Genomic DNA, 25,531 nt, shown 5'->3' on the forward strand with positions numbered 1-25,531 from the left:
TGGTTTGCATTTTCTCAACTTGGCAGAATACTGAAATGTCGCTTATTTCTAACGGTTTACGTTTAATTTTTACCTGTTCGCTGTCGCTTGCTTTGCCGTGTATATTCCACACGATGCGCCACAGCTTCGCCACGCTCCTTGCCGCCAACGGCATCGACATCCTCACAATAAGCAAGATGCTCACCCATAAGAGCGTCAAAAATACACAGATCTACGCGAAAGTCGTGGATGAACGGGCAAGAGAGGCAGCCAACGTAATATCGTTGAAATAAGCGGATTACTACGGAATTATAACTGATATACTGATGAAGTCAATGTTTGTTGGAATAAGAATTATTTCGTAAATTTACCACCATGAAAAAATACTGTCAATTCTTCGGGCATTATAAATGGGGCGATTTAGGACAAACGTTCCATGATAGAGATTATTATAGATATATCTTTAACATTATTTTTCATCAAGCTGAATATCGAGTTAAACGAGATATATCAGATTGCTTTTATGATAAAGTTGATGATTTTGCCTTTTGTGGGTCATATGAAAAGTGGGATAAATCAGGCGCATTAAGTACGACATATTTATTTGCTATTATAGTAGATAAAAAGGTCGGAGTGATTGATCAGAATATGAATCAATTAATAGCTCCTGAATATGAGGAATTGATTACACCTATAGAATCTGATGGCATCTTTGTCCTCAAAGATAGTAACAAAAACTGGGGTGCAATTAACGCTATAACAGGACAAATTATTATCGAATTTGGTAAATACCCTTATATTTGGGGCTTTGACCATAATCATACACTCGTTTGTTATGATTATGAATCAGACAATACTGAAAATACCAAACGATTTATAATTGATAATCAAGGCAGAATAATAAAATCATCAACTAAGTATTTCACAATTTTCCCATTTTATAACAATGGCAGCAAATTCATAGTGGTGAAAACTAAAAAAGATGATTTATCTGGTTGTATGATAATTAATAGAAATATTAATCTGCTCGACAAAGAGAATCCCAATCATTGGTATCATCCGGATTTGGAAACTGTCAAGCCTCCGCTCAATTATTCACAAAACTACTATGGAGCTGTTCCGTATGATAAAATGGACGCATATGAAGATGACCCTGACGCTCTATGGAATACCGATTAGTATTATTATGGAGATCAGCCAGCAGCAATATGGATCAGCCCTTGCCCGTATAGAAGAATTGTTGCCTCTTGTATCTGATGATACTCCGTCAGACAACCCCGATGTCGTTGAACTAATTAAAGTTTCCGAGATTGTAAGGGAATATGAGCTAAAACATTATCTCATCGGAGGATTCGAGCAAGAATAACCTTCACGAATTTATTTTGAGTGCCATTCCATTGATTTGGAGTGGCACTTAATTTTTCCGGTGAACATCATTGGGGTTGTGTTCGTTATAAAAACTGATGAAATTTTTACAATAATTAAACACTGAATGAAAAACGGACACCTCCCCGACCACTGGCAGATATGGCTCTGGATAGGCATAGCTGCCCTGATTCTCGCCGCAGTTGCCCGCCAATATGCAATCGACATCAGAGGAATGAGTGGCTTTAACGCCAATCTTATCTTCCTCGGTGTTTTTGTTGTATTCGCTCTGCTGTATCTCGCTTTCCAAGAGTTTATTTCCCGTACTCTTGGCACGGCATTAGTAAAATGTTTTGAAAAGCTGTTCAAATGGCTTGGCTTCAAACAACGTGAGCCGGAAAAGATTGAACCTGTATCCATCCCGGAAGAAATCACTGACGCACCTCCGGCTCCGGTCCCGATTCAACAACCACAATCGCCTATCACACCCGAGACGGCACCACAGAACGGTATAGTCAAGATTGAGACTCCGACACCGAAGAAAATCGTCATTGACTACGAGGGTCGGCGTGAGGAAGCAAAGAAACGTCAAGAGGACAGAGCCTATGAAAAAGAGGCGAATGTAATTCTCTATGTCGGTTATACGATGTCTCCATTCGTTGACAAGGATGTCGTAGAGAAGATTATCAATATCGTGACTGAGTTTATCCATACCTCCGGCGTACCTGATTTCTCTGAGGACATGGCAATTCGACTCCCGGCTGAACTTACCACATCCGACATGATGCACTTTGGCTGGAACATAGCCAAACCTTTCAATAAGTATAATCTGCACACTGCACATTTTCTTAAACAGGCGTTCCCCTATACATTTAAGGATGTCGAAGTATGCACCATCGAGAGAAAACTGACCTGTAACGGCGCTCAGGGCAGAATAAAAATTGATAAAAATGTTGGCAGCTTCAAAATCCCTGATGAAAAGGCAGAGGTGGAAACGCCCACCGAAGATGTAACTGTAAAGACGGTTTCAGAAAAACAGCAATCCAAGCCTAAAAAGACATCCAAATCCACCAAAAAGCCCAAGAAAGCAATGAGCGCGATGAGCGCAATGGAGGCGGCAATGATGGACATGGGAATTGCACCATACAACCCTGGTGATGAAATAGTTGAAGAGCCTGACAGATATGGCTATGACACCGGGTGGTGATATGGTGGACTGACGGTGGGAATGGTACAGATTCCGGTGCTCAATTCCACCATTTAAACACTTCCGTACTTTACTGGCGAATTCACATTAAAGTGGGTTCGCCAGCTTATATGTTGAACAATGTAATCACATTCGATGAACTGCCGGGTGCAGTGTCATCGCTGGTCAGCCTCGTAAGAGAACTGGCCGATGAGGTGAGGGAGCTTCGCGCTCAACTCGCCTCCGAGAGAAACAACCCTAAGTCAAACGCAAAATTCATAGGCATCGAAAAAGCCTGTGAAATTCTCGGAAAGGCAAAGTCCACAATCTATCGCCTCGCCAAAGAAGGAAAACTGCCGGCCTACAAAGTTCCGGGCGAAAAAGAGTGGCGCTTCGTCGAAAGCGAACTCGTGACCCATGTAACGGAGAACAAGCGTCAGTCATCCGTCCTCTCCTTTGCCGAGATGGAAGCGGAGATCAGCCGTGGCACTCGTGGCAAATCAACTTATCGCCGTTAGCCTATGGAGAAATCTGTTGACCCGATGCTCGTACTCGGCAAGGCAGTTGATATGAGTGTAAAAGTCCGGGGCGGGGATTTTCCGCTTGGCGCATTGCCGATGAAAATTCAGAGAATCGTCAGGGAGGCTAATGACTGTTACGGATATCCGGTGGATTATCTTGCAGGGGCTATGCTTGTGGCTGTCGGTCTCGGTATCGGCAACACCCATTTCGCCCGGCTCAAAGGGAAATGGGATGAGAGTGCCATACTTTTCATGGCTCTTGTCGGAAGGCCGGGCGCCTGCAAGTCGCATCCGTTGAATTTCGCAATCAGACCGTTCACCGAGCTGGACGGTGTGGCAACACGCGCTTATGTCAAGGCGTGTGAGGAATACGAGCGTCAGCGCGAGTTACCGATAAAGGAACGCTCAGAGCCGCATCCCGTCGCCCCTGTATGCAAACGGTTCCTGATTTCAGATGCGACACCCGAAGCGATGTTGCTTATCCACTCGCAGAATCTGCGCGGCATCTGTATGTGGAATGATGAACTCGCGGGCTGGTTCAAGAACTTCAACCGATACAACAAAGGTTCTGATGAAGAATACTGGCTAAAGCTGTTCAACGCAAATCCATCATTCTCTGACCGCAAAGGAGTGAAGAATTCGGTATATATCAGCCGCCCTTTCATCTCGGTGGTGGGGACTATCCAGAACGGTATTCTCAACGAACTTGCGCAGGGAAGCCGCACATCAAACGGTTTTATCGACCGCTTGCTGTTTGTCATGCCCCACAATCAGGACAAACAGCCGTGGAGCGACAAAGAGCCAACTTTCGATATAGAAGCGGAATGGGCGGAGATAATAGAAAGGCTCGTCGCTATTCCATACGAAACGGATACAGACGGAAATGTCATAGCTAACATCCTACCCTTTGCGCCGGATGCGAAGACAAGACTCTACGAATGGCAGCGTCGGAACACTGAGGAATGTAACCGGGAGGAATGTGACGCACTTAAAGGCGTTTACAACAAATTCGATTTCCATGCCATACGTTTCTGCCTGATATTGCAGATGGCGCGTTGGGCCTGCGGTGAGGCCGACAGAACGGTTATAGATCTCCTTTCGGTGGAAAATGCCATATCGCTCGTGGATTATTTCAAGGCGACCGCCAGAAAAGTACATGGCATCATCAGCGAAATGTCGCTGACCGAGCAGCAGAGAGCCATCATCGCTGCGCTTCCCGACTGTTTCACGACCGAAGAAGGGATAGCCGTGGCGAGGGAGAACGGTATGCCGGGACGCACGTTTCAGGACTTTCTCAAACGGTCTGTTTCGTTAGGCACATATTTCCAGCGTGAGAAACATGGGCATTATTCCAAACTCTGACATCTGCGCTTTCTGCATTTTCCGCATTTTGAGCCGACAAAATGCGGGTTGCGCAGAAAATGCAAGCAAAATCTTTGAGAATCTATGAACGCACACCGATTCATTCTCCAGCCCTATAAGGGAGTTGGTAGCCGACATTGTTGCCCTGCCTGTCATAAAAAGCGTTGCTTTAGCCGATATATCGATACCGAGAAACAAATCTCGTTTCCTGATGATGTTGGCAGATGCGACCATGAGCAGAGCTGCGGCTACCACCTGACACCGAAGGAATATTTTGAGCATAATCCGGAGGCTAAGCCCTTGCACTCTGATTTCACAGCTCCGTCAGCATGGCGAGCCAAGCCGACCGAGCAGCGAAAGCCGACATCGTTCATCGCGGCAGAGACTGTTGCACAGACTCTGCACGGCTATGAGAAGAACAATCTCTATCTGTTCCTCCGCTCCAAGTTCGGAGCCGAGGACGCTCTCCGGCTGATGAAAGATTATCGCGTCGGCACCTCGAAGCACTGGCCGGGGTCATGCGTATTTTGGCAGACCGACATCAAAGGCTGTGTACGCACTGGGAAAGTCATGCTCTACGATGCCGACAACGGCAAACGTGTAAAGCACCCGTTCAACCATGTTACATGGGTTCACTCGCTGTTGAAGTTGCCCGATTTCAATCTGCGTCAGTGCTTTTTCGGTGAACATCTGTTGCCGATGAACAGAGGCAAGCCGGTTGCCATTGTCGAGAGCGAAAAGACGGCACTTGTGGCAGCTTATTATCTGCCCGAATATGTGTGGCTCGCTTCCGGCGGTAAAAACGGTTGCTTCAATTCCGATGCTCTCCGTGTTCTCCGAGGCCGTCAGGTAATTCTGTATCCCGACATCGGCGCGACCGACCAATGGCGACATAAACTGAGTTTGCTCCGCGATCTCGGTATCGAGACAAGTATCTTCAACTACCTTGAAGAAGTTGCCACCGATGACGAGCGAACAGCCGGACTTGACATAGCAGACTACCTCCTGCAAATCGAGCCTGACCAAGCTGTGCTGCAATCTATGATACGCCGAAATCCGATTTTGCAGAAACTCATTGATGACCTGCAACTCACTCTCGTGTCAGTCGAACGGTATGACCCGGATACTGATGCTATTCACAAACCCTCAAACACTGAAAAACAATGATTGCGAAAAAATCTCCGTCAACAACCGCATCCAAGTCAACCAAGTTGACAGATGCGACCAAATCCAAAGTATCAACTCTTAATCCCGATTTTATTATGGAATCAGATAACTCTATCAACTCCACTTCCACAGTTAACAGCGACAACACTGTTAACTGTACCTCTCCTACCAACGCTGACAATCTGTTTGGCAACGAGCAGGCAGCAACCGAGGCAACAGCCATAATTGCCACAACAGAGCCGCCGAAGCAACAGCGAATCGGCAAGCAACAGCGCAAATCGGACTTCGCCGAGTTCAAGGCAACCTATCTTGTGCCGTCAAAGCTGTCAAAGCGTCATCCGGTAAACATCGATGACAGCGTATGGGAGAAGCTTGAACGCATCGCCCGCATCCTCGGTGACCGCGACACTACTGTCGGCAGCTATATCAACGCCATCCTGGTCGAGCATTTAACAGTATATGCCAACGACATCGAAATCTGGCGTAAACTATGAAAAATTACTATCTGACATCTCATAGGTCTAACGACATTCCGACCCATAGACCGTTCGGTAGTCCGACCTTTCCACCTAAGGTACGTTGGTACCTCAGTACCTACTTCAGTACTAAATAACGTTAGTATTAAACCGACCGCAGGGAGTGGTTATCGTCAGCGCACAACTAATTCACGTCAGTGGGTTAGTTGGGGATGCAAGGGTATGTTTCGGGAGGTAAAAAATTCCCCACCCGAAACCCCTCGCATCCCGAAGGAGGCTCTCTGTTCCCTGCGGTCACCATCCCCAACCCAACGAATGAGAAAGTTCAATCAGGACGCTCCCGGTGTGAAACTCCGTGGGCGACCAAAGAAAGAATCCAGTGATAAGAGAGACCGAAAAGTCTCCGTGAATTTTACCGATGCGGAGGAGCGTGAGGTGAAAGCCAAAGCTGCGGCTGCCGGTGTCAGCATTGCCGAGCTGCTTAGAATTTGCGTCTTCCGGCTCTCCGTTGTCGGTCGCCTCACCGATTTTGAACGCGAGGCGATACGCGAACTGATGTATCAAGGCAAGAATCTAAACGCTCAGGTCAAGGCGTGTCAGGCTAACGCATGGCCCTCGACAAAGCGAAAGGCAGAGACCTGTCTCGATGGAATTTTAGCCACACTCGGCAAGTTGAAAACATCAAATTCCTCATTGTTATGATAGCAAAAATACTCGCAAAAGGAGCCGCAGCCGATATTGTTGGCTACGTCATGCGTGAGTTTCACGACAAGGAACAGTTCACCCCCGACACTTGGCGAGTGATAGATTCCGATGGAATTCTCGGCAACGATTACCGCCGAATTGTGGACAGTTTCGACATCGGAGCGAGTCTCAACAAGAGAATCAGCAAGCCCATCGGACACATAGCCGTGAGTTTCGACAAAGCGGATTTGCCCCGTCTCACCGATGAGTTCATGGTGCAGCTGGCGAAAGAATATATGGAAAGGATGGGCATCCGGGACACGCAATATCTGATAGTTCGTCATCTCGAGACCGGCTCTCCGCACTTTCATATCGTCTATAATCGCGTCAATCTCCACGGTAAAGCCATCGATGAAAGTAACAATTTCGACAAAAGCCGTGATGCGACCAAGGCTATCAAACTGAAATACGGACTGACTTTTTCGCCGAAAAAGAAGCTGTATGAGGATGCTATTGCCGAGATGAAGCCTAAGATTCAGGCGGCGATGTACCGTTGCAAATCGTGGGACGAGTTCCGTCGACGCCTCAGTCCAGCCGGGATAACAGTCGAATTTTACAACGACCGCGATACCGGAAAACCGCAGGGCATACGGTTCTCCGACGGCGAATTTACCTTCAACGGCTCGAAAATTGACCGCGCTTTTTCATACAAGCGTCTCGACAAATTCTTTGCCAAGAATGCCGGAATAAAAGAGACACAGCCTCAGCAAACGGCACCGATTTCTGTAACGGCAAAAGTTAAGGAATCGCCTGTGGCGAATATCGTAGAGAGCATAATCGAAACCGGATGTCAGGCTTTGGGCGGACTGTTCCAAGTCGGGCCCGGCTATGATCCCGAGGAAGAAGCTTTTATCCACAGAATGAAAAAGAAACCCAAAAAGAAGAAAGGAAGATCACTATAATGGCAGACATGTATTCCATCGTCAAGAAACAGGATGAGAAGATTGACGGCCTTCTCAAAATTGCGAAAGAGAACAAGGATTTGCTCACTGACATTGATACCCGGCTGGCATCAGCTCCTGAGCAGACGTTAGCCGAACCTGCGGTGCCCGACAAAATTCAAGTCGAGCTGCCTTCGAGCATCGCCACTAACGAGTCGGTGAAAAAGCTCGTTGAGGCCGCACTCGCCAAGCAGAAAATTGATGCACTCAAAAGCCTTGACTTCTCGCATTTCCCGAAAGAACTGGCGGAGGCTTTCGCCAAAGCCTTCAAGGACGGTCTCGACAAGAATGTGAAGAATGCACTTCACGACGGCATCCGGAATGAGTTCACAAACCAGATAACCGGACTAAATGAATCGGCAAAACGGCTTACAGACCGAATGTATAGCATCGTCAATGGCGCTATATGGGCGGCAATTCCCAAATGGGTGTATGCCGTTGCCGGAGCCTTATTGCTTATCACAGTCGGTCTCGGCATCTGGTGCTATAATCTCAACAAGGAGAACGATCATCTTCAGAAAGTCGAGTGGCTATATCGTTACGAGCGTGTGAGCTACGACGCCGACGGCATCCGCAACATGATGCTCCGAGAAGAGGCGATGATGGTCGGCAACCGTCAGGAGCAGGATAGCATCAAAGAGATGACAATCCGACTTGAACGCCGAAAGAATGCCGACCGCACCCATGTTTATTTCCGACCGTCTGACCCATGGACTCCAGAGTCCAACAATCACCTTTGGTAAACTTCAAACTTCACAAACCCCATGAAAGCAAACTTTTTCATCCCCATCTCGGCAGGTGCTCAGATGAGTATCAAGGCCTTCTACTATGACTTCTGTCAGTACATGGTAGAGAACTATTCTGCAACTCCCGACCAGCTCATGCTCGACTGGAACTGCGTCGGCGCAACCGCACGATACCACGGACAGAACCGAGCATTCGAGTTCCGCCTGTGGGAACATTCTGACGGACATCTCGGAATCCCCGACATGACCGTCATCGTTTCCGTGTTCTATATCTCCGGACTCTTGGCGAATCCACAGGCAGAAGCCGATGCCGTATCTTTATGGTTACGCGATGCGGCAAAAGCTAACGGATTCCGCCACATCGCCGACGAGAGCCACGGCCCCACGGACGCACCGAATCAGGTACCCGGATGCAAAATCGCTTGTTTAACCCTTTAACACCCACTCCACCCATGCAAGAAATCAAATCCACAACCCGCGACGCCATCGTGGACTTCTTCCTCGACTTCCGCGCCAATGAGCGCAAAGCCAAGCTTGCTTGAGCTTTGCCGAATGCAGCCGAGATTGGCTGAAAGCACTTCCGTTCCTATATCTCCGAAGTGTTCGGAGCCAACCCCGATGATGCCACACTCGACTGGAATTCCGTCGGAGCCTGCATCCACCACTTCGGCGAGGACCGCACTATACAGTTTCGCCTATGGGAACGTTCAGAAGGTCATCTCGGAATCCCTGACATGACCCTCATAATCATCCGCATCAGTTTCCGAGGCGCACAAAATGTCATTCGCGCCGAAATGACCGCGTAGCAGCGGCGAGTCTGGACCGAGCCAACATTTCATCCACTGGCTGAAACAGACCGCCAAGTCGCACGGGTTGGCTCGGACAAGCCATCGCCTCTGCTTCGCGGTCCTCCACTTCGCCGACGAAGACAGCCTGCATCCGCCTCTAACTATCCATATCCCTCCCATAACCCTTTGACTGCCGCCCCGACAAGACCCTCTCTTGCCGGGGCGGCTCATTATGTCTTGTGGCATTATGTCATTATGTCATGTTATGTTTCTCGGCTCATTCGATTGCAATGTCAGAACTTTTTTGTAATTTTGTAATTGATGATTAAAGTCTGAAAACAAGCTTATACACTTCATTAATAATTTATAACTTATAGCATTCATCATTGGCTGGCAACCTTCAGATTTGTGCTAATTAACATCTCTTTTTATAATGATTTTCCTCTCCCATAATTGGAAAGACAAACCTGTTGTTGAGCAAGTAGCACTTCGACTCAGAAAAATATTTGGACAAAACAATGTTTTCTACGATTCTTGGTCAATACAGCCCGGCGATGGTATCATAGACAAAATGAATGAAGGACTATCAAATTGCCAATACTTCTTTTTCTTTGTCTCTGCAAATAGTGTGTCAAGTAGTATGGTGAAAATGGAGTGGCAAAATGCAATCTTTAAAGCTGCTCAAAATGCCATAAAATTTATCCCTATCCGTATGGATAACTCTCCTATGCCGATATTACTAACCCAAAGTCTCTATATTGATCTATATTCTCAAGGAATAGAGGTTGCGGTTAGACAGATTGTTGATGTTATCCAAGGGAATAACACATATCAGACTCCAACAACTCAATTCCACAATCTTGTTGCAGAAAAACAACATATAGGGAACAAATTAAGAATAACATGTAGAGCATTGCATTTTCTAGAACCTATCTCTTCCTTTTTGTTTTGCACTTTGAATGACACCAAAGATGTCACAGTTGAAGTTCTAAATGAAACAATGCATATAGGCGGTGATCAAAACGGTGTTCCTCTAAACTCTGGATTAAAGGTGAATACTTTTATGAGAGGTGTTGAGCATGGCACAACACCAGACATGCCGTTTATTGTAGAATTTGATATATCTAAAGTCCCTGATTTCGACATTATAATGGTAATGCATAAATCTAGTCATGAAAGATTCGATGCCATACCGTTAAAGATCATTAGATAGGACAGAATGGCGGATGTGTTGACACCGGAACAAAGAAGCCAGAATATGGCGGCTATCAAGGGGAAGGATACGAAGCCAGAGATGATTGTGCGGAAATATCTTTTCTCTCGAGGTCTGCGGTTCCGTGTTCAAGTCAGAAGGTTGCCGGGCACTCCGGATATTGTTCTGCCAAAGTACAAGACAGTCATTTTCGTCAACGGATGCTTCTGGCATGGGCATGAGAGATGCAAGTATTTCCGGCTGCCAAAGTCCAATGTCGGGTTCTGGGAAGAGAAGATAGAGCGCAATGTTGCCCGCGATGCCCGCAACGAAGCGGAGCGAAAGCCCTTGGATGGCGCGTTGTCCAGGTATGGGAGTGCGAAATCAAGACCGTTGCACAGCGAGAGGAATATCTCAAACGCCTTTATGACCGCATTGTCAATCCGGCCCAATCATACCTTATCGGATCCAACATGGATGAACTATCCATAGCTGCCGAGCCTGAATCAGAGCGAATTTATGGAGACAACAACCATTCTTAACCTTGGTGTGTCTGTTTTTTGCCCATGACGATTATTAACTTTGTCAACGAAAGCCGAAGTCTCGAATAATTTTCGTAACTTTGTAATATAAACCGCGCTTGCGCTGACAAAGACCTCATCGACGAAAGTCGCTTTGCCTTAGGCAAAGATTCTATGTAAGTAATAACTTATATACATCATATTAAGGAGCTTCCTTGTGGCCGCAAAGGGTTTGGTCGCCCGTCAGCCTACATAGAAGTTCTTTCTACTTCGGGTAATGCACTACATATTACAACCAGGATTTAAATCAACCAATGGACAAATAGAAATACTCGATTCTGATTCCCTTTGTTATATTGTGAAAAATAATAGCAAGGGGGCTACTGGAGTCCGAACAATTTCACGATCACTATTAAACGAATATGTAGACTATTTTGAAAAATACCCAAGCAATACAGCCGCACAAGCAAGAGAAGATCTCGCCGGCAGAACTAATATTGATAAATTTGAATACGGTTATACCTCCACCCTGACCACAATGGCAAAAATGGTGACTGGAGAACTATTATGCTCATCAGACAAAGCCATAGCTGCGGCTTCATTTAATCCAGTTAAGCGAATTGATGAACCGCTGCAAATTATCTATTACGGTGCACCGGGAACTGGAAAGTCGTTCACCATCGACAATAAGACCGACGATGGGAACTCGGTGCGCACTACGTTCCACCCTGACAGCGACTATGCTTCATTTGTAGGTGCGTATAAGCCGACGATGGAGAACGTACCTATTAACTCTATTAACGGTGAGTCCGTTCAGTTTGCCACAGGCAAAAACGGGCATCCTGGTACGGAAAAGAAAATCGTCTATAAATATGTGCCACAAGCTTTCTTGAAAGCATACGTGGCAGCATGGAACGACCTGACCAAGCCTTATTTCCTCATTATCGAGGAAATAAATCGTGGCAACTGCGCTCAGATTTTCGGCGACCTTTTCCAACTGCTTGACCGTAACAATGCTGGCAGCTCATCGTATGCCATTCATGCAGACGAAGACATAACGCAGTTCCTCAGTGGCGATGATAAAGGTTTTGCTTCTCTTTCTGACGACCAGAAAGATACTATCCGTGCTTTTGTTTTGCACAAAGATAACGGCAAAACACAAGCTCTCGGTCAAGACATTCTCGACGGCAAACTTCTACTCCTTCCGCCCAATCTCTATATCTGGGCAACGATGAACACAAGCGATCAGTCGCTTTTCCCCATCGACTCCGCTTTCAAACGTCGTTGGAATTGGAAGTATATGCCCATTGAGTACCACCCAATCGATAAGAAAACGCAACAGCCAATAGACTGGAATTTCCAAATTGGAGACAACATCTATTCATGGGGGCAGTTCCTTAGCAAAATCAATCCAGAAATATATACGCTTACTGAATCGTCGGACAAGCAGATGGGATATTTCTTTGCCAAGGCTGATAATGCCACCGGTATTATTTCGGAAGACGTATTCTTGAACAAGGTATTGTTCTATCTTTGGACAGACGTGTTTAAGGATTTTGATGTGTCGAGCGAGCTTTTCAAGAATAAGGATAAAAATCGCTCATTCATTTTTACTGACTTCTTCGATAAAGACCAACCACACGCGCTTGCCAACTTAATGGCCAACTTCAAACTCGATATTGTAGATGTTGACATTAACTCAATTAAGGACGAAGATTCTTCAGAAGGAGAAGCCTTGGAAAATAGTCAAAGTCAGCGTGATTTATCTCGCTACTCCATAAATGGTGAGGGTAAGAATAACAAGCGTCAGACCGTACTGCGCTCACTGCGAAAGTACGTTGAAGCTAACCCCTCGCTTACCGCCGCCGAAGTAATCGACAAATGGAATAGGGTGAATCCTCAAATCCCTTATTTCATTCTTTCGGCATCAGAGTATGAAGCTAGAATTGCGGATTTACCCAACCAACGCGACCGTTTTTGGTCTGTCGCAACCGGAGATGGAGAGAAGGTTTATATTACGAATCAGTGGAATGCAAACCGTATCAATGAGCTTATGCGTCTGGTCAACAGTTCTGACCTTGGCTTAAATATAGAAAAAGTGCCAGAATGAAACTTCTGATTGAGGAATACCAGTATGATGTGTCTGATGTAGCAGATGTTCTTGACGGGCTTTTCACCCTTCAGGACGTTGAGCAACGTGTATCAGTCAGTTACGTTGGGTATTACTATAATCCTCATGAAAGAGTCAAGGACGTAGTTTTCATTCTCCCCAAAGTTCTTATTGACGAACAGGGAAAGGTGTTCGGTGAATATGAGCCTCAAAACCTTATTCATCTCGATGAAGCAAAGATTGACGAGAGACACCGAAAGTTTCTCTATGAATTTGCCGTGTGGATTCACCGGGCAATCGTGGTCTATAATGAATCGCACGAAAAAAATGAGATTGTACTCCATCGACAGATAGAGGACGAGGGCAAAGGAACACACAAGAAAAAAAGCAACACACTTCTTGATGTTATCTTGTCGCTAATCCGCTTCAACAAGGAAAATCAGCAGTTCTTCACTTTTATACTTAAGAACCTGCACTCCGGCTTTAACAAAATAAATTGGGGTAAGACCATCGCCCGAACTACCGCCATTGTTCAAGACAGCACCCCGACGTACCTTAACCCGGTAAACAAAAAACGTCAGGTGAATTTCGACGAAGAACTCATTGTGATTTTCTTCTCTATTCTGCAATACATATCTGACACATACGGTTTCCGCTCCAATATTAACTTCGGATTCAAGCTCATCACTGGAGCTATGTTCAAACGATACCTCGATGGCTTCGGGCGTACACGCCTACGTCAGATAAAATATAAGTATTTCTCTGATACCGCCATTAAGCTGTGGGATTTATGTTATGCCTTCTTCGATAAGACATACAAAATTCGTGTCAATACATCGCAAAGTGAATATTTGCTTGTAAAATCCTTCCACATCGTATTTGAGGCGATGATTGACGAACTTATCGGTGATACAAACATACCGCGCGGATTGAAAGAACAGGACGACGGCAAGCTCGTAGACCATTTCTATACTTACGACGGACTACTAATCGATGATAAAGCCGACGATGATATTTATTACATCGGCGACTCCAAATATTATAAAATCGGCAACTCGCTCGGTAAGGAATCCATCTATAAACAACGCACTTACGCACGTAATGTTATCCAATGGAATCTCGATATATGGCTCAATGGCAATCCAAACATGGCTGACCCGTTTGAGCGCATTCAGCTTTTTGATGAAGTTACTGAGGGCTACAATGTAATCCCCAATTTCTTCATTTCTGCTTCTATCGACAAGAAAACATTGTCGTATGAAGACTATACCGAGCCGCATCCCAATCAGCCGCCTGTCAGCCGTCAGTTCAAAAACCGACTATATGACCGCGACACGCTGCTGCTCTCGCATTACGATGTCAACTTCCTATTTGTGCTCGCACTTTATGCCCGAAATAATGCCGGGGCAAAAGCCACATGGCGGCACAGCGTCCGCGACAAGTTCCGTCGCGCCGTGCAGGATATGCTCAAAGAAAAGTTTGAGTTTTACGCATTGGCAGCACACCCTGATGTCAATGCCTCGGCCTACTTCAAAGCGCACTTTCAAGAAACCCTCGGCAAGACTTTCCGACCATACGAGAATCAGAATCTTTTCTCACTTGCGTTAGACAAATCATATCCTGAAGACAACAAACGACTTCGGGCATTGCTCGGCGAAAACTTTTATGTTGTTCCTGTCGAACTCGGTAAAGACCCGACCGTTCAGTTAGAAAAAGAGCGAAAAGATAAAGGTATAGTAAATAGTCCTGATGGTATGGGTAAATTCCTTACCTGTCTTGTGCGCAAGGAAGAAACTGGAGAAGACGGTCGAAAAAATGTCGCAAAACTTTATCAACTGTTCTACAACCATGAGGCAGAGGGTGCTACTTATGTTATGCTTAATATGCCAGGAGGTGACATTTCCGAAGCCAAGTACCTTTTGCCTCTTATCGACAACACAATCGACGGATATTATGACATTGAGCGCATCTCGTTCGGTACACGCACAAAGGTAATGAAGGACGGGCAATCAATCCCGAATTACCCCACCCTCCGTATAAAGATTGGTGCATATCATCCACTCGAACGCCGTTGCACGGAAGGCATCGTTCCCCGCATGGCAAATCAAATTTGGACACTCCAGTACCTCAAAGAGCACATCTTTAATAAGAACAGTACCTACACCACTGACGAAGATGTTCATTTCGCCCGAGAACCAGAGACTTCTTACGGACTTAAAGAACAGGAGGAATGGGATTGTATTGAAGGATTATAATCATGAAAAGGCACTATGAAAGTATATATACTTGGAAGAAATAATGATGACAAAGGGTCGCAGTTGGAAGAACTGACACGTCAATTATTAGAATATCAAGGATTCTCTAATATCGCAAAGGACACGCAACACTCCGGGGCAAATGAAATTGATGTAAGAGCTGAAAAGAAAGATTACGTAGGAATTCGTGACATAAAAACACCTGTTATATGTGAATGCAAAGCATATAACAGGCCGATTGATATGACCGATTGGCTTAAATTTATTGGAAAACTATACATTGAACGAAAAAAAGGCCACGAAGCAAAACATACTATAGGATTGATGATATCCCTATTTGGAGCAAATGGTTGTGTTCAAGGTTCATTTAGGGATGATTTTGCAGATGACGAAAGGATTCAACTGATTACTAACGACGAACTATATTACATCCTTTCTAAGTTATATTCCATAAATAAGGCAACCACAGTAAAAGAGCACCTTAACCACAATCACAAAATTCAATGTTGGGATATTGATATTGCGTATTTTGAAAAGAAGTGCTATCTCATTGTCTCGTTAGACAATTCCAAATATACTATTTGTAATACCTCTGGCGAACTTATGAAAAGACATGAGGTTGAAGAAATAGTACCCTTGATTAATACATGGACCAGTTTTAGTCAAGAAATGTATGAGGATGTCTGGTCTAATGAAGAAACAACGGCTCTATTGAGGATTATTGAGAGCAGTATGTTAACTGGTTTGTTTTCACTCGGTAATCTCAGCCTTGATGATGTTCAAAAACACATCATTTATTCTGATAGTAAAGAATCTGTTCCCAAGGAACAATTAAAAGAAGCAGCATTACATTCGAGATATATCTCTATTGAGGATAATAATACATTGTCTTTGACAGAGATAGATGACGTCATTCCATTTATTAACCATGTCTACAAGATAGGAATGCAAGTAGACCTTTTCTCTTCTGAAAAATTCCAGAACATGATAGACCTGAAGTTAATGGAGCAAATCAAACTTGTTCAATATGGTCTTGATTTGGACAACCAAGAAAGAGATGATTGTATGTTTTTGATAAAACATTCTCCTTCCGCATTATTATACACGATTAATGCAGATGAATTCCTTCATTCATATAAAACAATTGCGACAACTAATCCTGATATAAAGAGGCTGATGCACAATCATTTCTTTCGACAACTGGTAAAATTGTTTGAGGAAGACTTCTCCAATCCAGTATTCAGCTCTATGATGAGAAATAAATTCTCAATAGCAGAATTTAACAACCGTACTACAATATGTTTACAAACAAAAGAAGACAAACGACAAATTTCTTTTGAGCAGAAACTTTTATTAGTACCGATGCAGGGATTTCAACAGCCTATACTATTGTCCCATATTTTAGAGAAATAGTTATATTATGGCGAAGAAGTTTGAGATACGAAATAGCACGGCGGAGTTCCTGATCTTTCAGATTGAGGGTAAGGAAGATGGAGTGCAGGTTGTGTACCATAATGAATCTGTGTGGTGTACGCAGAAGGCTATGGCGCAGTTGTTTGACTGCTCTTCTGACAACATCGGACTTCATCTGAAAAATATTTACGAGACCGGCGAATTGCTTCAGGAGGCAACTACCGAGAATTTCTCGGTAGTTCAAACCGAGGGTGAGCGTCAGGTGAACCGGAAGCTAAAGTTCTACAATCTTGATGCCATCATAAGTGTTGGTTATCGGGTAAACAGTATACGTGCCACGCAGTTCAGGCAGTGGTGTACGTTTGTTTTGCGTCAGTTTGCCATCCGTGGATATGTGATTGACAAGAAGCGTATGGAGAACGGTTCGTTTATTGGCGAGGACTATTTCGAGCATTTGTTGGCTGAGATACGAGAGATTCGCCTCAGCGAGCGACGTTTCTATCAGAAGCTGACGGATATTTATGCTACTGCCATCGACTACAACCGAGATGCGCCGACCACCCGACTGTTCTTTAAGAAGGTGCAAAATAAGATGCACTATGCAGTTCATGGTCATACTGCCGCTGAACTGATAATTGACCGGGCTAATGCCGAAAAGGAGCATATGGGTCTCACAACATGGGAGAATGCTCCCAAGGGGAAGATTGTTAAGCCGGATGTCAGCATCGCCAAAAATTATCTCAAAGAGAGTGAACTGGAGGATATGGGACGAATTGTCAACTCTTTCCTTGACTTGGCGGAAGATATGGCTAAACGTCATATTCCTATGACAATGGAGGACTGGGCTAAGCGTATTGATAAGTTTCTTGATCTTACCGACCGTCCCGTTCTGACGGATACCGGACATGTATCGGCCGAACAAGCTAAAGAATACGCTGAAACTGAGTTTGAGAAATATCGCGTCATTCAGGACAAGCTCTTTCAATCTGACTTTGACCGCTTCAACGATGGCAATCTTATCCCTTTAGACATAGAATAACAATTCCATGACATACGAAGAGAAATATCAGGAGCTTGTTGAGTTATCACACAGCGATAATCCAATGATAAGAGAACAAGCGGATGCGTGGCTTGTCAGTATCGGTCTGCAAGATGCGGCAGAACTGAAGGTGTCCGCATATTTGCTTGATTTGGTAATCAGTAATGTCAAAGGCGAGATTTCTCGTGATGAAGTGAGTCAAAGATTAAGGGAGCATTATGGGGATAATTTATATGATGAATCCCAAAACTTGCTTGATGGAGGTTATGAGATTTTACCACCCGATTCTCCGAAGATAAAAGAGATAGAGGATTACAACCGTAAACTCCGTCCGGCTTTGTATGCAGAACTTGATAAAAAGAGGAATAGAAGAAAGTTATAATGAAAGCATTGACATATACGAAGCCGGGACGGTTTGCGCTGATTGAGAAACCGAAGCCGGAGATTTTGAACCCAAAGGATGCCGTGGTGAGGGTTACTCTTTCAAGTATCTGCTCGTCAGACCTTCATATTCTGCATGGGGCTGTGCCTCAGGCGGAGGTCGGCATTACTGTGGGACATGAATTAGTTGGCGTCGTTGAGGCTGTCGGTTCGGATGTCTCCAAGGTAAAGCCGGGAGACAGAGTTGCCGTGAATGTCGAGACTTTTTGTGGTGATTGCTTCTATTGCAAACGTGGATACGTGAACAACTGCACATCCGGTGGATGGATGCTTGGTTGCCGCATCAATGGCGGTCAGGCGGAATATGTCCGTGTGCCGTATGCCGATAATGGCCTTACTCCGATTCCCGACAACGTGAGCGATGAACAGGCTCTGTTTGTCGGCGACATCCTCGCTACCGGTTATTGGGCTGCCACGATTTCCGAAATCTCCGAGGAAGACACTGTACTTATCATCGGTGCCGGACCGACGGGATTATGCACATTGGAATGTGTTCAGCTGTATAATCCACAAAGGATAGTAGTTTGCGAAGCCGATGAGAGCCGTCGAAGATTTGTACGCCAGCATTATCCGGATGTCAAGGTAATTGAGCCGACAGAATGCCTTGAAGTACTTAAGTCATTGACAGAGGATCGAGGGGCCGACCGCGTCATTGAAGTTGCCGGTGGCGAGGAGTCGTTTGAACTCGCATGGCGGTGCGCCCGTCCCAATGCCATCGTTACGATTGGCGCACTCTACGAAACGGAACAGATATTGCCCCTTCCGTGGATGTATGGCAAGAACCTGACGTTCAAGACCGGCGGTGTCGATGCCTGCGACTGCGACAAAATCATGCAGCTGATTTCCGAAGGCAAGATTGACACCACCCATCTGATAACCCACCGCTTTCCCCTAAGCCGCATTCAAGAAGCCTACGACCTCTTCGCCAACCGCTCCGACAACGTCATCAAAACCGCCATCCATCCGGATTGAAGAGCATAGTCAAAAACTTTATAAACAGAAAGACGACGGCGTCTCGTTAGCAGACAAGACGCCATCGAGAAGGTAAATACTTAGTTCGATTCGATCTGCCTTTGAATCTTGTGTCGTACCTCATCGAAAGACAGAGGCATAAAGTTATTGTTGTCTACCCCGACATCAAGTTGTGTCGGGAAGAGGTACTGAAGGCGTCCGGCGTCAATCCCGGTGTTCGATGGGCGGGTATGCACATGACCGAACAGTTGCCATACATCGTTATGATAGCCACCATCAAAGCACAGATAAGGAAAGTGATTCAGATAGATTTTCTTTTTGCCGACCTGAATGCACATTGACATTGCAACGTGCTCGAACCTGTCTATGAATCCTTGCCGGATATTCTTGAGGTCATGATTACCGAGAACGAGATAGATTCTGCCGTTTAGACGGTCAAGAATCTTATTCCACTCTTCAGCTCCACCGAGACAGAAGTCTCCGAGATGGAAGACTATATCATCAGGCTCAACCACATTGTTCCAGTTAGTGATGATTGTTTCGTTCATCTGCCCTACAGTCTTGAAAGGGCGATTGCAATATCGCAGTATGTTGGTATGATTGAAATGTGTATCGGAAGTGAAAAACAACCGGTCACCGTCAAATTTGAAATTCATTGTCATTTATTTCTATTACAGCATCCCGGCGGAAATCGGCCTGTTCACCATGAAAGGTGTAACCAAGCTGATTACAGATGCACCGGGTATTGCCGATGGTTTTGTTTATGTTTCGATGCGAATGGCCATATATCCAGTATTCGATACGGCTACTGGCAATAAAGTCGCCAAGTTCGGATGTAAAGGCTCCATTTATCGGGCTACCCTTGAACTCGTTTGCCATAAGCTCGAACGACGGTACATGGTGAGTGGCGACTATGATGTGCTTGGCCTGACTTTCCGCCACACTTCTCTCGATAAACTCACGGCAACGCTCATGCTCCTGATTGAAACGCTGGGCCGAGAGACGGAACTGTCCGTTTCTGATACGATGAAAGTCAGTTACTCCGCGTTCGGTCTGATACTCATCATAAGGATGAATCTTTGCCCAAAGAGTCGATGCGATGAGATCGATGTTGGGAGCCAACTGAATCACACAGTTATAGCAAGTTTTTACATTCGGACATATTTCTTGCTGCCAGCCTTCGTGAAGGTCGTTGATGTCGAAACTCTTGTATAACTCGTGGTTGCCGGGAATTACGATAGTCTGATGGAAAGACTCTGCACACCAGTCCCAGAAGGGATGATGTGCGTAATTGTCATCTCCCAGATAGCCGATATCTCCGGCTAATAATAGAACATCGCCGACAGTTATAAGCGGATTCTCTTTCAGCCAACGGCTGTTTTCATGAAACTCCAAGTGGAGGTCAGATGCGTATTGTATTTTCATATTTCCTTATTGCTGAGTTGTTAAGCGAGAGGACTTACCTTCTCAAGCTTATTCCATTTAGTGTTTGCGACTATTTCCTTGATAACAACCTTGCCGACTTCGTCCGCATAAGGGAGTTTCATCTGGCTACCGATGTCATCGCCCTGCATATATCGATACGCATAAGGGGTAATCTCTACGTAGTCGGTTTCCTTCAAGATTCCGAGAATATGATCGACTTCTCCCAATTCAACCGAGATTCCGGCATCAGACAATCCTATGACAGCTCGAAAGCAATCATCAAGATTCCAATAGCTACCGGTGCCGACATAAAAATGCCATTGACCATTGGTATATGTAGGGTACAAGTGAACTCTCGCATACACCACATCAAAGCCGTGATAAGGTGAGACATCGGACTTCCATCTTCTGAAATCATCCTCAGAATCAAGATTATATTCTCTTGCCTCGTGCCCTTTGCTTGAATGCCTGAAGACTTCGACATCATCTCCCGACATCTTGCCATATACAGCTTCGTATGCTATACGCCAATAGTGCATATAACGTCTGAGGGTCATCTCAGAGAACAGAGTAGGCTCGACCTGATTCTCGTATAAGTTGATTACCCGAGGTATATCGATTCCGTCATAGCTATTGTCAGGAATCAAAGAGTTCAGGACTGACCTCTTTATCAACCCTTCTCTCCGGTAGTAACTCAAATATTTCTCAACATACGAATTATATTGTTCGGGCGCAGACAAGATGTTGTCAACGAGTCCGGCAACATACTTCTCGATTTTTGAGAATATTTCGGCGAGTTCATCCTCATAGAAACAATGGCGGGAATTACAATCCTCCTTGTCACAAAATACATGGTGGTCATAAGTGTCTCCGGTGATATAGAGATAATGGCGATTCTTATAGGTTGATACCGACAACCTATACCACTCCCATCTTTTACCCTTGACCTCAAACCAAAGACTTCTCCTCTCATCATCGCCCATAGGAGCCAGACGACTCATCGAGCCATGTATGCTGCGTATGATATCGGCACACTTCCCCGAAACGACGGTCACATCAAGACCGCGACTGTCGGGGAGGTAGAGGATGTCTGACTGAGTCAGAGCATTCTGGCGATATAATTTCTTTTGATCATTAAACTTCATTTTCATTCGGGTTATGCGTCCTAAGACGCGATTATTGAAATGTGCGTCCGCAGCTAATCGCGACGGAGAAGGTTATATCGGTTTGGACACAAAAAAACGACTGTCGGGAAGCTTGGTAAGGACTTTCCGACAGTCGTTATATCTCAGTAGTCTGTATTTGTAGACTAACTTATGTCAGTTGGGTTACTGAAACGAAACGGTCGGACAGCTCCGCAATATGATGTGCCTGTTGTTGACGGCATAAGCACACATGCATTGCGTTCAAAGCCTTTTAAGCTTTGAATACCTTTGATGATTAGTATGTTGCAATGCTGTCTTGCCATTTGTCTCTTTTTTTGTGGCCGCAAAGTTAATACTTTTTCACAAATCCACCAAAAAAATTTTTCACAAGCGACAGAAGTATGATATACTATACTTTATTCGACCAATTTCAATACCAACTATAACAGAATGGTCGAAAGTATGATTTATTATACTTTCATTTGGCAGTTTCAGAAATTCTCCTTATTTTTGCGAAAAAGTTTATTATGTCAGACTATGAAACTGATGGATATAATGAAACAGCGTAGGGAAACGCTTTCCCTCACCCAACAGGATCTTGCTGAAATGTCGCAAGTGGGTCTTGCTACAATCAAGGATATTGAGCGTGGCAAGGGTAATCCTGCACTTAGCACCGTGAAGAAAATTCTTGATGTTCTTGGCATTGAGATTGAATATCGTATAAGGCACACCGTATGAAACAGCTTGAAGTATATTTCAATGAAATAAAAGCCGGCATATTGACGGAGAAGCATCCGGGAATCGGATATTCTTTCCAATATTGTAAAGATTATCTTGACTCTCCCATGCCCCCGATTTCTGCGACGCTACCCAAAAGAACAGATGCTTTTTATTCTGAGTACTTGTTTCCTTTCTTCTCTAATATGATTCCGGAGGGAGCAAACCGCCGTGTGATTTGCCGCTCGTTGAAAATTGATGAACAGGATTTTTTCGGACTGCTTGAAGCGATGGCCGACAGAGATTTTATAGGAGCCGTTAATGTAAGGAGGATTACCAATGATTGAAATAAAGAACTGTCCTTCTTCTCTTGCTGAGGGATTTAACACTTATAGCCCGAAATACGCCAAATTACTATTTGGTAAAACAAAAGTGAATCCGGTACTTGGATTTGACATTGACGAGTTCCGGAATGTCGGCGAGATTGCGGATGCCATGCACCGCATATCGGTTTCAGGCGTTCAGGAAAAATTTCCGGCTATTATAAATGCAGATGCAATCAATATAGCAGGCGACAATGAGCGTTCTACGCATATATTGAAACCCGCGCCCTGGGACAAGACTCTTCGTGACCGCAAGATGATTCCTGCCAACGAACATCTTACTATGCAGATTGCCTCACAGATTTACGGAATACAGACCGCAGCAAATGGTCTTTGTTTTACGCCCAAAGGACAACCGGTATATATTACACGCCGTTTCGACATCCTCCCCGACGGGTCAAAACTCCCGATGGAAGATTTCGCCTCGATAATAGGCAAGAATGAACAGACCGCCGGACTCCAGTTCAAATACAACGGTTGCTATGAGGATATTGCCAAAGCGATTAGGGCAAATGTCGCCGCGTGGATGGTTGATATGGAGAGATTCTTTGAACTCGTGGTTTTCAATTACATTTATGCGAATGGCGATGATCACCTTAAAAATTTCTCGTTGATTCTGAATGGGCACGATTACCGTCTGGCTCCTGCTTACGATCTAATCAATACAAGTTTACATGTCAATGGCGATGACTTCGGTCTTGACAGCGGACTGTCATCTGATATAGAAAAGAGCGACGTTTACGATAGAACCGGTCATCCCTGCCGTCTGGATTTTGAGAAATTCGGAGACAAAATTGGCCTGGTAAAAAAACGTATTGATAGAATCCTAAACAAATACACCGCTTTACCAGAAGGTGCAAAGCGACTTGTTGACCATAGTTTTCTCACCGACAAACTGAAACGCAATTATGTCCGCATCGTAAACGAGCGAATAAACCGTTTCAACAGATTTTCAGAATAATATCAATTTAGCCCATACAAAAATGTCAAAAGCAAAACTAAAAAAATATATGTCGGCTCTATCAAAAGAACAGGTTGTCGATATTATGTTCCAGTTATACGATGCGAGCAAGGAAGCGAACGCATGGCTTGAGTTTTATATGGAACCCAATAGCGATGCCGAGCTTGAAAAATACAAGAAGGCAATACGCAACCAATTCTTTGGCCGCAATGACTGGCCTAAAGATCCGAGTTTCAGAGAATGCAATAAACTGATAACCTCATTCAAGAAACTTGTACCTGCCCCACATGCCATTGCCGACCTGATGCTCTACTATGTGGAACAAGGATGCAGCTTGACTGCACAATTTGGCGATTACGACAATCCGTTTTATACCGCTCTTGAAAACAATTTCAACAAAGCGGTCAAATTCATATCTTCCAACGGACTGATGCCCGAATACTCGCCACGCATGAAAAAGATGATTAAGTCTGTGGAGTGTTGTGGATATGGCTTTCCAGATACATTGTGGGACATCTACTACGAATACGCAGAGGATTGATTAAATTCTTTTTAAGGCCTGGATTCTTCAATTGAGTAGAACGAGAGTTACACTTTTTCAAACGAATAACCGAGGGATTGCTACACTTTTTCAAACGAATCGATAATGACCTCGTATCGGCCGTTTGCACATCTTAGTTAAAACAGCTATATTTGCGGGTACAAAAACACAGGCCTGGGAGGGTCTGAAAATGCGATTTTCAGAAGGTAAAAACAGAGCATTTTCGGGCTTTTGTATCCGAAGGATTGCAAACCGTTGAGCGACAGAATGTTCTACGCACTGCGTCGGCAAATAGACAACATCTGGTTATCAACAACTTACCCATTACAAGTAACAAAAATAACATCATTTTTGATGCATTTTTGTTGCGCTGGTTGTTGCTGATTTTGGAAGAGTTTTTCTGGGCAAGAAAAAAAATCTAATATTTAATGCTAAACATAGTTTTCATCCAAATTTAAGTATCTCACGCTTGTAAAAGTACAATTTACAGTGCTTTTACTTGTGATTATCGACATTTTCGGCATAAGCATAGGCATAAGCATAGGCATAAACATAAACATAAACATAAACATAAGCATAGGCACAAACACAAGCACAAATATCCGAAAGCACATAAAAATTTGAGAAATTTTTTCACTACGCAAATAGGCTGCATTCAGCATGTATAACTTTGCAGTGTCAATCTTCAGCTCATTGATTGAAGGAAGATAAACAAAGGAAGCATGGGTGAGCGGTCGAAACCAGCCCTCTGCTAAGGGGCCGAGCCTCTTTAAGGCTCCGAAAGTTCGAATCTTTCTGCTTCCGCATCCATGGACACTTGGCAGACATGGTGTATGCGCAGGACTGAAAATCCTGAGAATGTGGTTCGAGTCCACAAGTGTCCACGAATATATGCAGGTATAGCTCAGTTGGTAGAGCGTCGGTCTCCAAAACCGAAAGTCGAGGGTTCAAGTCCTTCTGCCTGTGCCAATATACTACAATGCGTAGCAATCACCGATTCAAAATCACTTAATGATTAAGGCTTCCGTAGGACCCTAAAAGTGTTCACGGAAGCCTTCTTTATTGATATATCAACAGTATCTTTAGCCGTTCGCCAACCTGTTCCAGAATATCACCCATATCCTCTATGGAAGCATCTCCT

General features: G+C 44.7%; 27 protein-coding genes, 3 tRNA genes and 1 pseudogene. 28 read left to right on the forward strand and 3 right to left on the reverse strand.

Annotation, left to right across the window (positions count from 1 at the left end; genetic code table 11):
* Nucleotides 1-35: 35 nt before the first annotated feature.
* The 21 genes and pseudogenes from E7746_RS15290 to E7746_RS09355 all read left to right on the forward strand — a co-directional run bounded on the left by E7746_RS15290 (nt 36) and on the right by E7746_RS09355 (nt 19,218).
* A complete protein-coding gene (locus E7746_RS15290; RefSeq protein ID WP_238337164.1) occupies nt 36-272 on the forward strand; it encodes a tyrosine-type recombinase/integrase in 237 nt (78 codons plus the stop codon).
* Nucleotides 273-354: 82 nt separating this feature from the next.
* Nucleotides 355-1,158: a WG repeat-containing protein gene (locus E7746_RS09260; protein WP_136410610.1), complete on the forward strand. Its 804-nt coding sequence runs from the start codon at nt 355-357 to the stop codon at nt 1,156-1,158.
* Between the two features lie 7 nt (nt 1,159-1,165).
* On the forward strand, nt 1,166-1,345 hold the full coding sequence (locus tag E7746_RS09265; protein WP_136410611.1) for a hypothetical protein: 180 nt from the start codon (nt 1,166-1,168) through the stop codon (nt 1,343-1,345).
* 126 nt (nt 1,346-1,471) lie between these two features.
* Nucleotides 1,472-2,551, forward strand: coding sequence for a hypothetical protein (locus E7746_RS09270; RefSeq protein WP_136410612.1), 1,080 nt, complete (start codon nt 1,472-1,474; stop codon nt 2,549-2,551).
* 110 nt (nt 2,552-2,661) lie between these two features.
* Nucleotides 2,662-3,048, forward strand: a complete 387-nt coding sequence (locus E7746_RS09275; protein ID WP_136410613.1) for a helix-turn-helix transcriptional regulator — start codon at nt 2,662-2,664, stop codon at nt 3,046-3,048.
* Nucleotides 3,049-3,051: 3 nt separating this feature from the next.
* Nucleotides 3,052-4,413 (forward strand): DUF3987 domain-containing protein, encoded by a 1,362-nt coding sequence (locus E7746_RS09280; protein WP_136410614.1) that lies wholly within the window; start codon nt 3,052-3,054, stop codon nt 4,411-4,413.
* Nucleotides 4,414-4,497: 84 nt separating this feature from the next.
* Nucleotides 4,498-5,580, forward strand: a complete 1,083-nt coding sequence (locus E7746_RS09285; RefSeq protein ID WP_136410615.1) for a DUF6371 domain-containing protein — start codon at nt 4,498-4,500, stop codon at nt 5,578-5,580.
* A 95-nt stretch (nt 5,581-5,675) separates the two neighbouring features.
* Nucleotides 5,676-6,074, forward strand: coding sequence for a DUF3408 domain-containing protein (locus E7746_RS09290; protein WP_168184351.1), 399 nt, complete (start codon nt 5,676-5,678; stop codon nt 6,072-6,074).
* 297 nt (nt 6,075-6,371) lie between these two features.
* Nucleotides 6,372-6,758 carry a plasmid mobilization protein gene (locus tag E7746_RS09295; RefSeq protein WP_136410617.1) on the forward strand — a complete coding sequence of 129 codons (387 nt, stop codon included), beginning with the start codon at nt 6,372-6,374 and terminating at the stop codon, nt 6,756-6,758.
* Nucleotides 6,755-7,702: a relaxase/mobilization nuclease domain-containing protein gene (locus E7746_RS09300; protein ID WP_168184352.1), complete on the forward strand. Its 948-nt coding sequence runs from the start codon at nt 6,755-6,757 to the stop codon at nt 7,700-7,702. The genes E7746_RS09295 and E7746_RS09300 overlap by 4 nt, the downstream gene beginning before the upstream one ends.
* A complete protein-coding gene (locus tag E7746_RS09305; RefSeq protein ID WP_136410619.1) occupies nt 7,702-8,484 on the forward strand; it encodes a hypothetical protein in 783 nt (260 codons plus the stop codon). Before E7746_RS09300 ends, E7746_RS09305 begins: the two co-directional genes overlap by 1 nt.
* Nucleotides 8,485-8,505: 21 nt before the next feature.
* Nucleotides 8,506-8,925 (forward strand): hypothetical protein, encoded by a 420-nt coding sequence (locus tag E7746_RS09310; RefSeq protein WP_136410620.1) that lies wholly within the window; start codon nt 8,506-8,508, stop codon nt 8,923-8,925.
* Between the two features lie 161 nt (nt 8,926-9,086).
* Entirely contained in the window at nt 9,087-9,293 is a 207-nt protein-coding gene (locus E7746_RS09315; protein ID WP_136410621.1) for a hypothetical protein, read from the forward strand.
* 415 nt (nt 9,294-9,708) lie between these two features.
* Nucleotides 9,709-10,488 (forward strand): toll/interleukin-1 receptor domain-containing protein, encoded by a 780-nt coding sequence (locus tag E7746_RS09320; protein ID WP_136410622.1) that lies wholly within the window; start codon nt 9,709-9,711, stop codon nt 10,486-10,488.
* Between the two features lie 6 nt (nt 10,489-10,494).
* Nucleotides 10,495-11,009: pseudogene (locus tag E7746_RS09325) on the forward strand (very short patch repair endonuclease).
* Nucleotides 11,010-11,265: 256 nt separating this feature from the next.
* Nucleotides 11,266-13,098 carry a 5-methylcytosine-specific restriction endonuclease subunit McrB gene (locus E7746_RS09330; RefSeq protein ID WP_136410623.1) on the forward strand — a complete coding sequence of 611 codons (1,833 nt, stop codon included), beginning with the start codon at nt 11,266-11,268 and terminating at the stop codon, nt 13,096-13,098.
* Nucleotides 13,095-15,353, forward strand: coding sequence for an LlaJI family restriction endonuclease (locus E7746_RS09335; protein WP_136410624.1), 2,259 nt, complete (start codon nt 13,095-13,097; stop codon nt 15,351-15,353). Before E7746_RS09330 ends, E7746_RS09335 begins: the two co-directional genes overlap by 4 nt.
* A 15-nt stretch (nt 15,354-15,368) precedes the next feature.
* Complete coding sequence (locus E7746_RS09340) at nt 15,369-16,766, forward strand: restriction endonuclease (RefSeq protein ID WP_136410625.1); 1,398 nt, start codon at nt 15,369-15,371, stop codon at nt 16,764-16,766.
* A gap of 7 nt (nt 16,767-16,773) precedes the next feature.
* Entirely contained in the window at nt 16,774-17,805 is a 1,032-nt protein-coding gene (locus E7746_RS09345; RefSeq protein ID WP_136410626.1) for a virulence RhuM family protein, read from the forward strand.
* 7 nt (nt 17,806-17,812) lie between these two features.
* Nucleotides 17,813-18,187 (forward strand): hypothetical protein, encoded by a 375-nt coding sequence (locus tag E7746_RS09350; RefSeq protein ID WP_136410627.1) that lies wholly within the window; start codon nt 17,813-17,815, stop codon nt 18,185-18,187.
* A complete protein-coding gene (locus tag E7746_RS09355; RefSeq protein ID WP_136410628.1) occupies nt 18,187-19,218 on the forward strand; it encodes an alcohol dehydrogenase in 1,032 nt (343 codons plus the stop codon). The genes E7746_RS09350 and E7746_RS09355 overlap by 1 nt, the downstream gene beginning before the upstream one ends.
* Before the next feature lie 80 nt (nt 19,219-19,298).
* Here E7746_RS09355 and E7746_RS09360 read toward each other — a convergent pair whose 3' ends face one another.
* The 3 genes from E7746_RS09360 to E7746_RS09370 are packed head-to-tail and all read right to left on the reverse strand — an operon-like array spanning nt 19,299 to nt 21,788.
* The gene (locus E7746_RS09360; RefSeq protein ID WP_136411332.1) at nt 19,299-19,874 is read right to left on the reverse strand and encodes a metallophosphoesterase; all 576 of its coding nucleotides are present in this window, start codon (nt 19,872-19,874) and stop codon (nt 19,299-19,301) included.
* Nucleotides 19,858-20,643 (reverse strand): metallophosphoesterase, encoded by a 786-nt coding sequence (locus E7746_RS09365; protein ID WP_136410629.1) that lies wholly within the window; start codon nt 20,641-20,643, stop codon nt 19,858-19,860. The genes E7746_RS09360 and E7746_RS09365 overlap by 17 nt, the downstream gene beginning before the upstream one ends.
* 20 nt (nt 20,644-20,663) lie before the next feature.
* The gene (locus E7746_RS09370; RefSeq protein ID WP_168184353.1) at nt 20,664-21,788 is read right to left on the reverse strand and encodes a hypothetical protein; all 1,125 of its coding nucleotides are present in this window, start codon (nt 21,786-21,788) and stop codon (nt 20,664-20,666) included.
* 537 nt (nt 21,789-22,325) lie between these two features.
* Between E7746_RS09370 and E7746_RS09375 the strand changes: the two genes are divergently transcribed.
* The 7 genes from E7746_RS09375 (at nt 22,326) to E7746_RS09405 (ending at nt 25,359) form a co-directional block, all read left to right on the forward strand.
* Nucleotides 22,326-22,526 carry a helix-turn-helix domain-containing protein gene (locus E7746_RS09375; protein WP_136410631.1) on the forward strand — a complete coding sequence of 67 codons (201 nt, stop codon included), beginning with the start codon at nt 22,326-22,328 and terminating at the stop codon, nt 22,524-22,526.
* Entirely contained in the window at nt 22,523-22,852 is a 330-nt protein-coding gene (locus tag E7746_RS09380; protein WP_104404290.1) for a HipA N-terminal domain-containing protein, read from the forward strand. The genes E7746_RS09375 and E7746_RS09380 overlap by 4 nt, the downstream gene beginning before the upstream one ends.
* Nucleotides 22,845-23,849, forward strand: a complete 1,005-nt coding sequence (locus E7746_RS09385; protein ID WP_136410632.1) for a HipA domain-containing protein — start codon at nt 22,845-22,847, stop codon at nt 23,847-23,849. The genes E7746_RS09380 and E7746_RS09385 overlap by 8 nt, the downstream gene beginning before the upstream one ends.
* Nucleotides 23,850-23,871: 22 nt before the next feature.
* Nucleotides 23,872-24,390 (forward strand): DUF6155 family protein, encoded by a 519-nt coding sequence (locus tag E7746_RS09390; protein ID WP_136410633.1) that lies wholly within the window; start codon nt 23,872-23,874, stop codon nt 24,388-24,390.
* Between the two features lie 716 nt (nt 24,391-25,106).
* A tRNA-Ser gene (locus tag E7746_RS09395) sits at nt 25,107-25,194 on the forward strand.
* A 7-nt stretch (nt 25,195-25,201) separates the two neighbouring features.
* Nucleotides 25,202-25,274, forward strand: a tRNA-Phe gene (locus E7746_RS09400).
* Nucleotides 25,275-25,283: 9 nt separating this feature from the next.
* Nucleotides 25,284-25,359: transfer RNA gene (locus tag E7746_RS09405), tRNA-Trp, on the forward strand.
* Nucleotides 25,360-25,531: the final 172 nt, after the last annotated feature.

Source organism: Muribaculum gordoncarteri, from assembly GCF_004803695.1.
In the GTDB taxonomy this organism is placed as follows: domain Bacteria; phylum Bacteroidota; class Bacteroidia; order Bacteroidales; family Muribaculaceae; genus Muribaculum; species Muribaculum gordoncarteri.

Coding starts and splice junctions, on each gene's coding strand:
- E7746_RS15290 (WP_238337164.1), top strand. CDS start 36: ATGTCGCTTATTTCTAACGGTTTACGTTTAATTTTTACCTGTTCGCTG.
- E7746_RS09260 (WP_136410610.1), top strand. CDS start 355: ATGAAAAAATACTGTCAATTCTTCGGGCATTATAAATGGGGCGATTTA.
- E7746_RS09265 (WP_136410611.1), top strand. CDS start 1,166: ATGGAGATCAGCCAGCAGCAATATGGATCAGCCCTTGCCCGTATAGAA.
- E7746_RS09270 (WP_136410612.1), top strand. CDS start 1,472: ATGAAAAACGGACACCTCCCCGACCACTGGCAGATATGGCTCTGGATA.
- E7746_RS09275 (WP_136410613.1), top strand. CDS start 2,662: ATGTTGAACAATGTAATCACATTCGATGAACTGCCGGGTGCAGTGTCA.
- E7746_RS09280 (WP_136410614.1), top strand. CDS start 3,052: ATGGAGAAATCTGTTGACCCGATGCTCGTACTCGGCAAGGCAGTTGAT.
- E7746_RS09285 (WP_136410615.1), top strand. CDS start 4,498: ATGAACGCACACCGATTCATTCTCCAGCCCTATAAGGGAGTTGGTAGC.
- E7746_RS09290 (WP_168184351.1), top strand. CDS start 5,676: ATGGAATCAGATAACTCTATCAACTCCACTTCCACAGTTAACAGCGAC.
- E7746_RS09295 (WP_136410617.1), top strand. CDS start 6,372: ATGAGAAAGTTCAATCAGGACGCTCCCGGTGTGAAACTCCGTGGGCGA.
- E7746_RS09300 (WP_168184352.1), top strand. CDS start 6,755: ATGATAGCAAAAATACTCGCAAAAGGAGCCGCAGCCGATATTGTTGGC.
- E7746_RS09305 (WP_136410619.1), top strand. CDS start 7,702: ATGGCAGACATGTATTCCATCGTCAAGAAACAGGATGAGAAGATTGAC.
- E7746_RS09310 (WP_136410620.1), top strand. CDS start 8,506: ATGAAAGCAAACTTTTTCATCCCCATCTCGGCAGGTGCTCAGATGAGT.
- E7746_RS09320 (WP_136410622.1), top strand. CDS start 9,709: ATGATTTTCCTCTCCCATAATTGGAAAGACAAACCTGTTGTTGAGCAA.
- E7746_RS09330 (WP_136410623.1), top strand. CDS start 11,266: ATGCACTACATATTACAACCAGGATTTAAATCAACCAATGGACAAATA.
- E7746_RS09335 (WP_136410624.1), top strand. CDS start 13,095: ATGAAACTTCTGATTGAGGAATACCAGTATGATGTGTCTGATGTAGCA.
- E7746_RS09340 (WP_136410625.1), top strand. CDS start 15,369: ATGAAAGTATATATACTTGGAAGAAATAATGATGACAAAGGGTCGCAG.
- E7746_RS09345 (WP_136410626.1), top strand. CDS start 16,774: ATGGCGAAGAAGTTTGAGATACGAAATAGCACGGCGGAGTTCCTGATC.
- E7746_RS09350 (WP_136410627.1), top strand. CDS start 17,813: ATGACATACGAAGAGAAATATCAGGAGCTTGTTGAGTTATCACACAGC.
- E7746_RS09355 (WP_136410628.1), top strand. CDS start 18,187: ATGAAAGCATTGACATATACGAAGCCGGGACGGTTTGCGCTGATTGAG.
- E7746_RS09360 (WP_136411332.1), bottom strand. CDS start 19,874: ATGAATTTCAAATTTGACGGTGACCGGTTGTTTTTCACTTCCGATACA.
- E7746_RS09365 (WP_136410629.1), bottom strand. CDS start 20,643: ATGAAAATACAATACGCATCTGACCTCCACTTGGAGTTTCATGAAAAC.
- E7746_RS09370 (WP_168184353.1), bottom strand. CDS start 21,788: ATGAAGTTTAATGATCAAAAGAAATTATATCGCCAGAATGCTCTGACT.
- E7746_RS09375 (WP_136410631.1), top strand. CDS start 22,326: ATGAAACTGATGGATATAATGAAACAGCGTAGGGAAACGCTTTCCCTC.
- E7746_RS09380 (WP_104404290.1), top strand. CDS start 22,523: ATGAAACAGCTTGAAGTATATTTCAATGAAATAAAAGCCGGCATATTG.
- E7746_RS09385 (WP_136410632.1), top strand. CDS start 22,845: ATGATTGAAATAAAGAACTGTCCTTCTTCTCTTGCTGAGGGATTTAAC.
- E7746_RS09390 (WP_136410633.1), top strand. CDS start 23,872: ATGTCAAAAGCAAAACTAAAAAAATATATGTCGGCTCTATCAAAAGAA.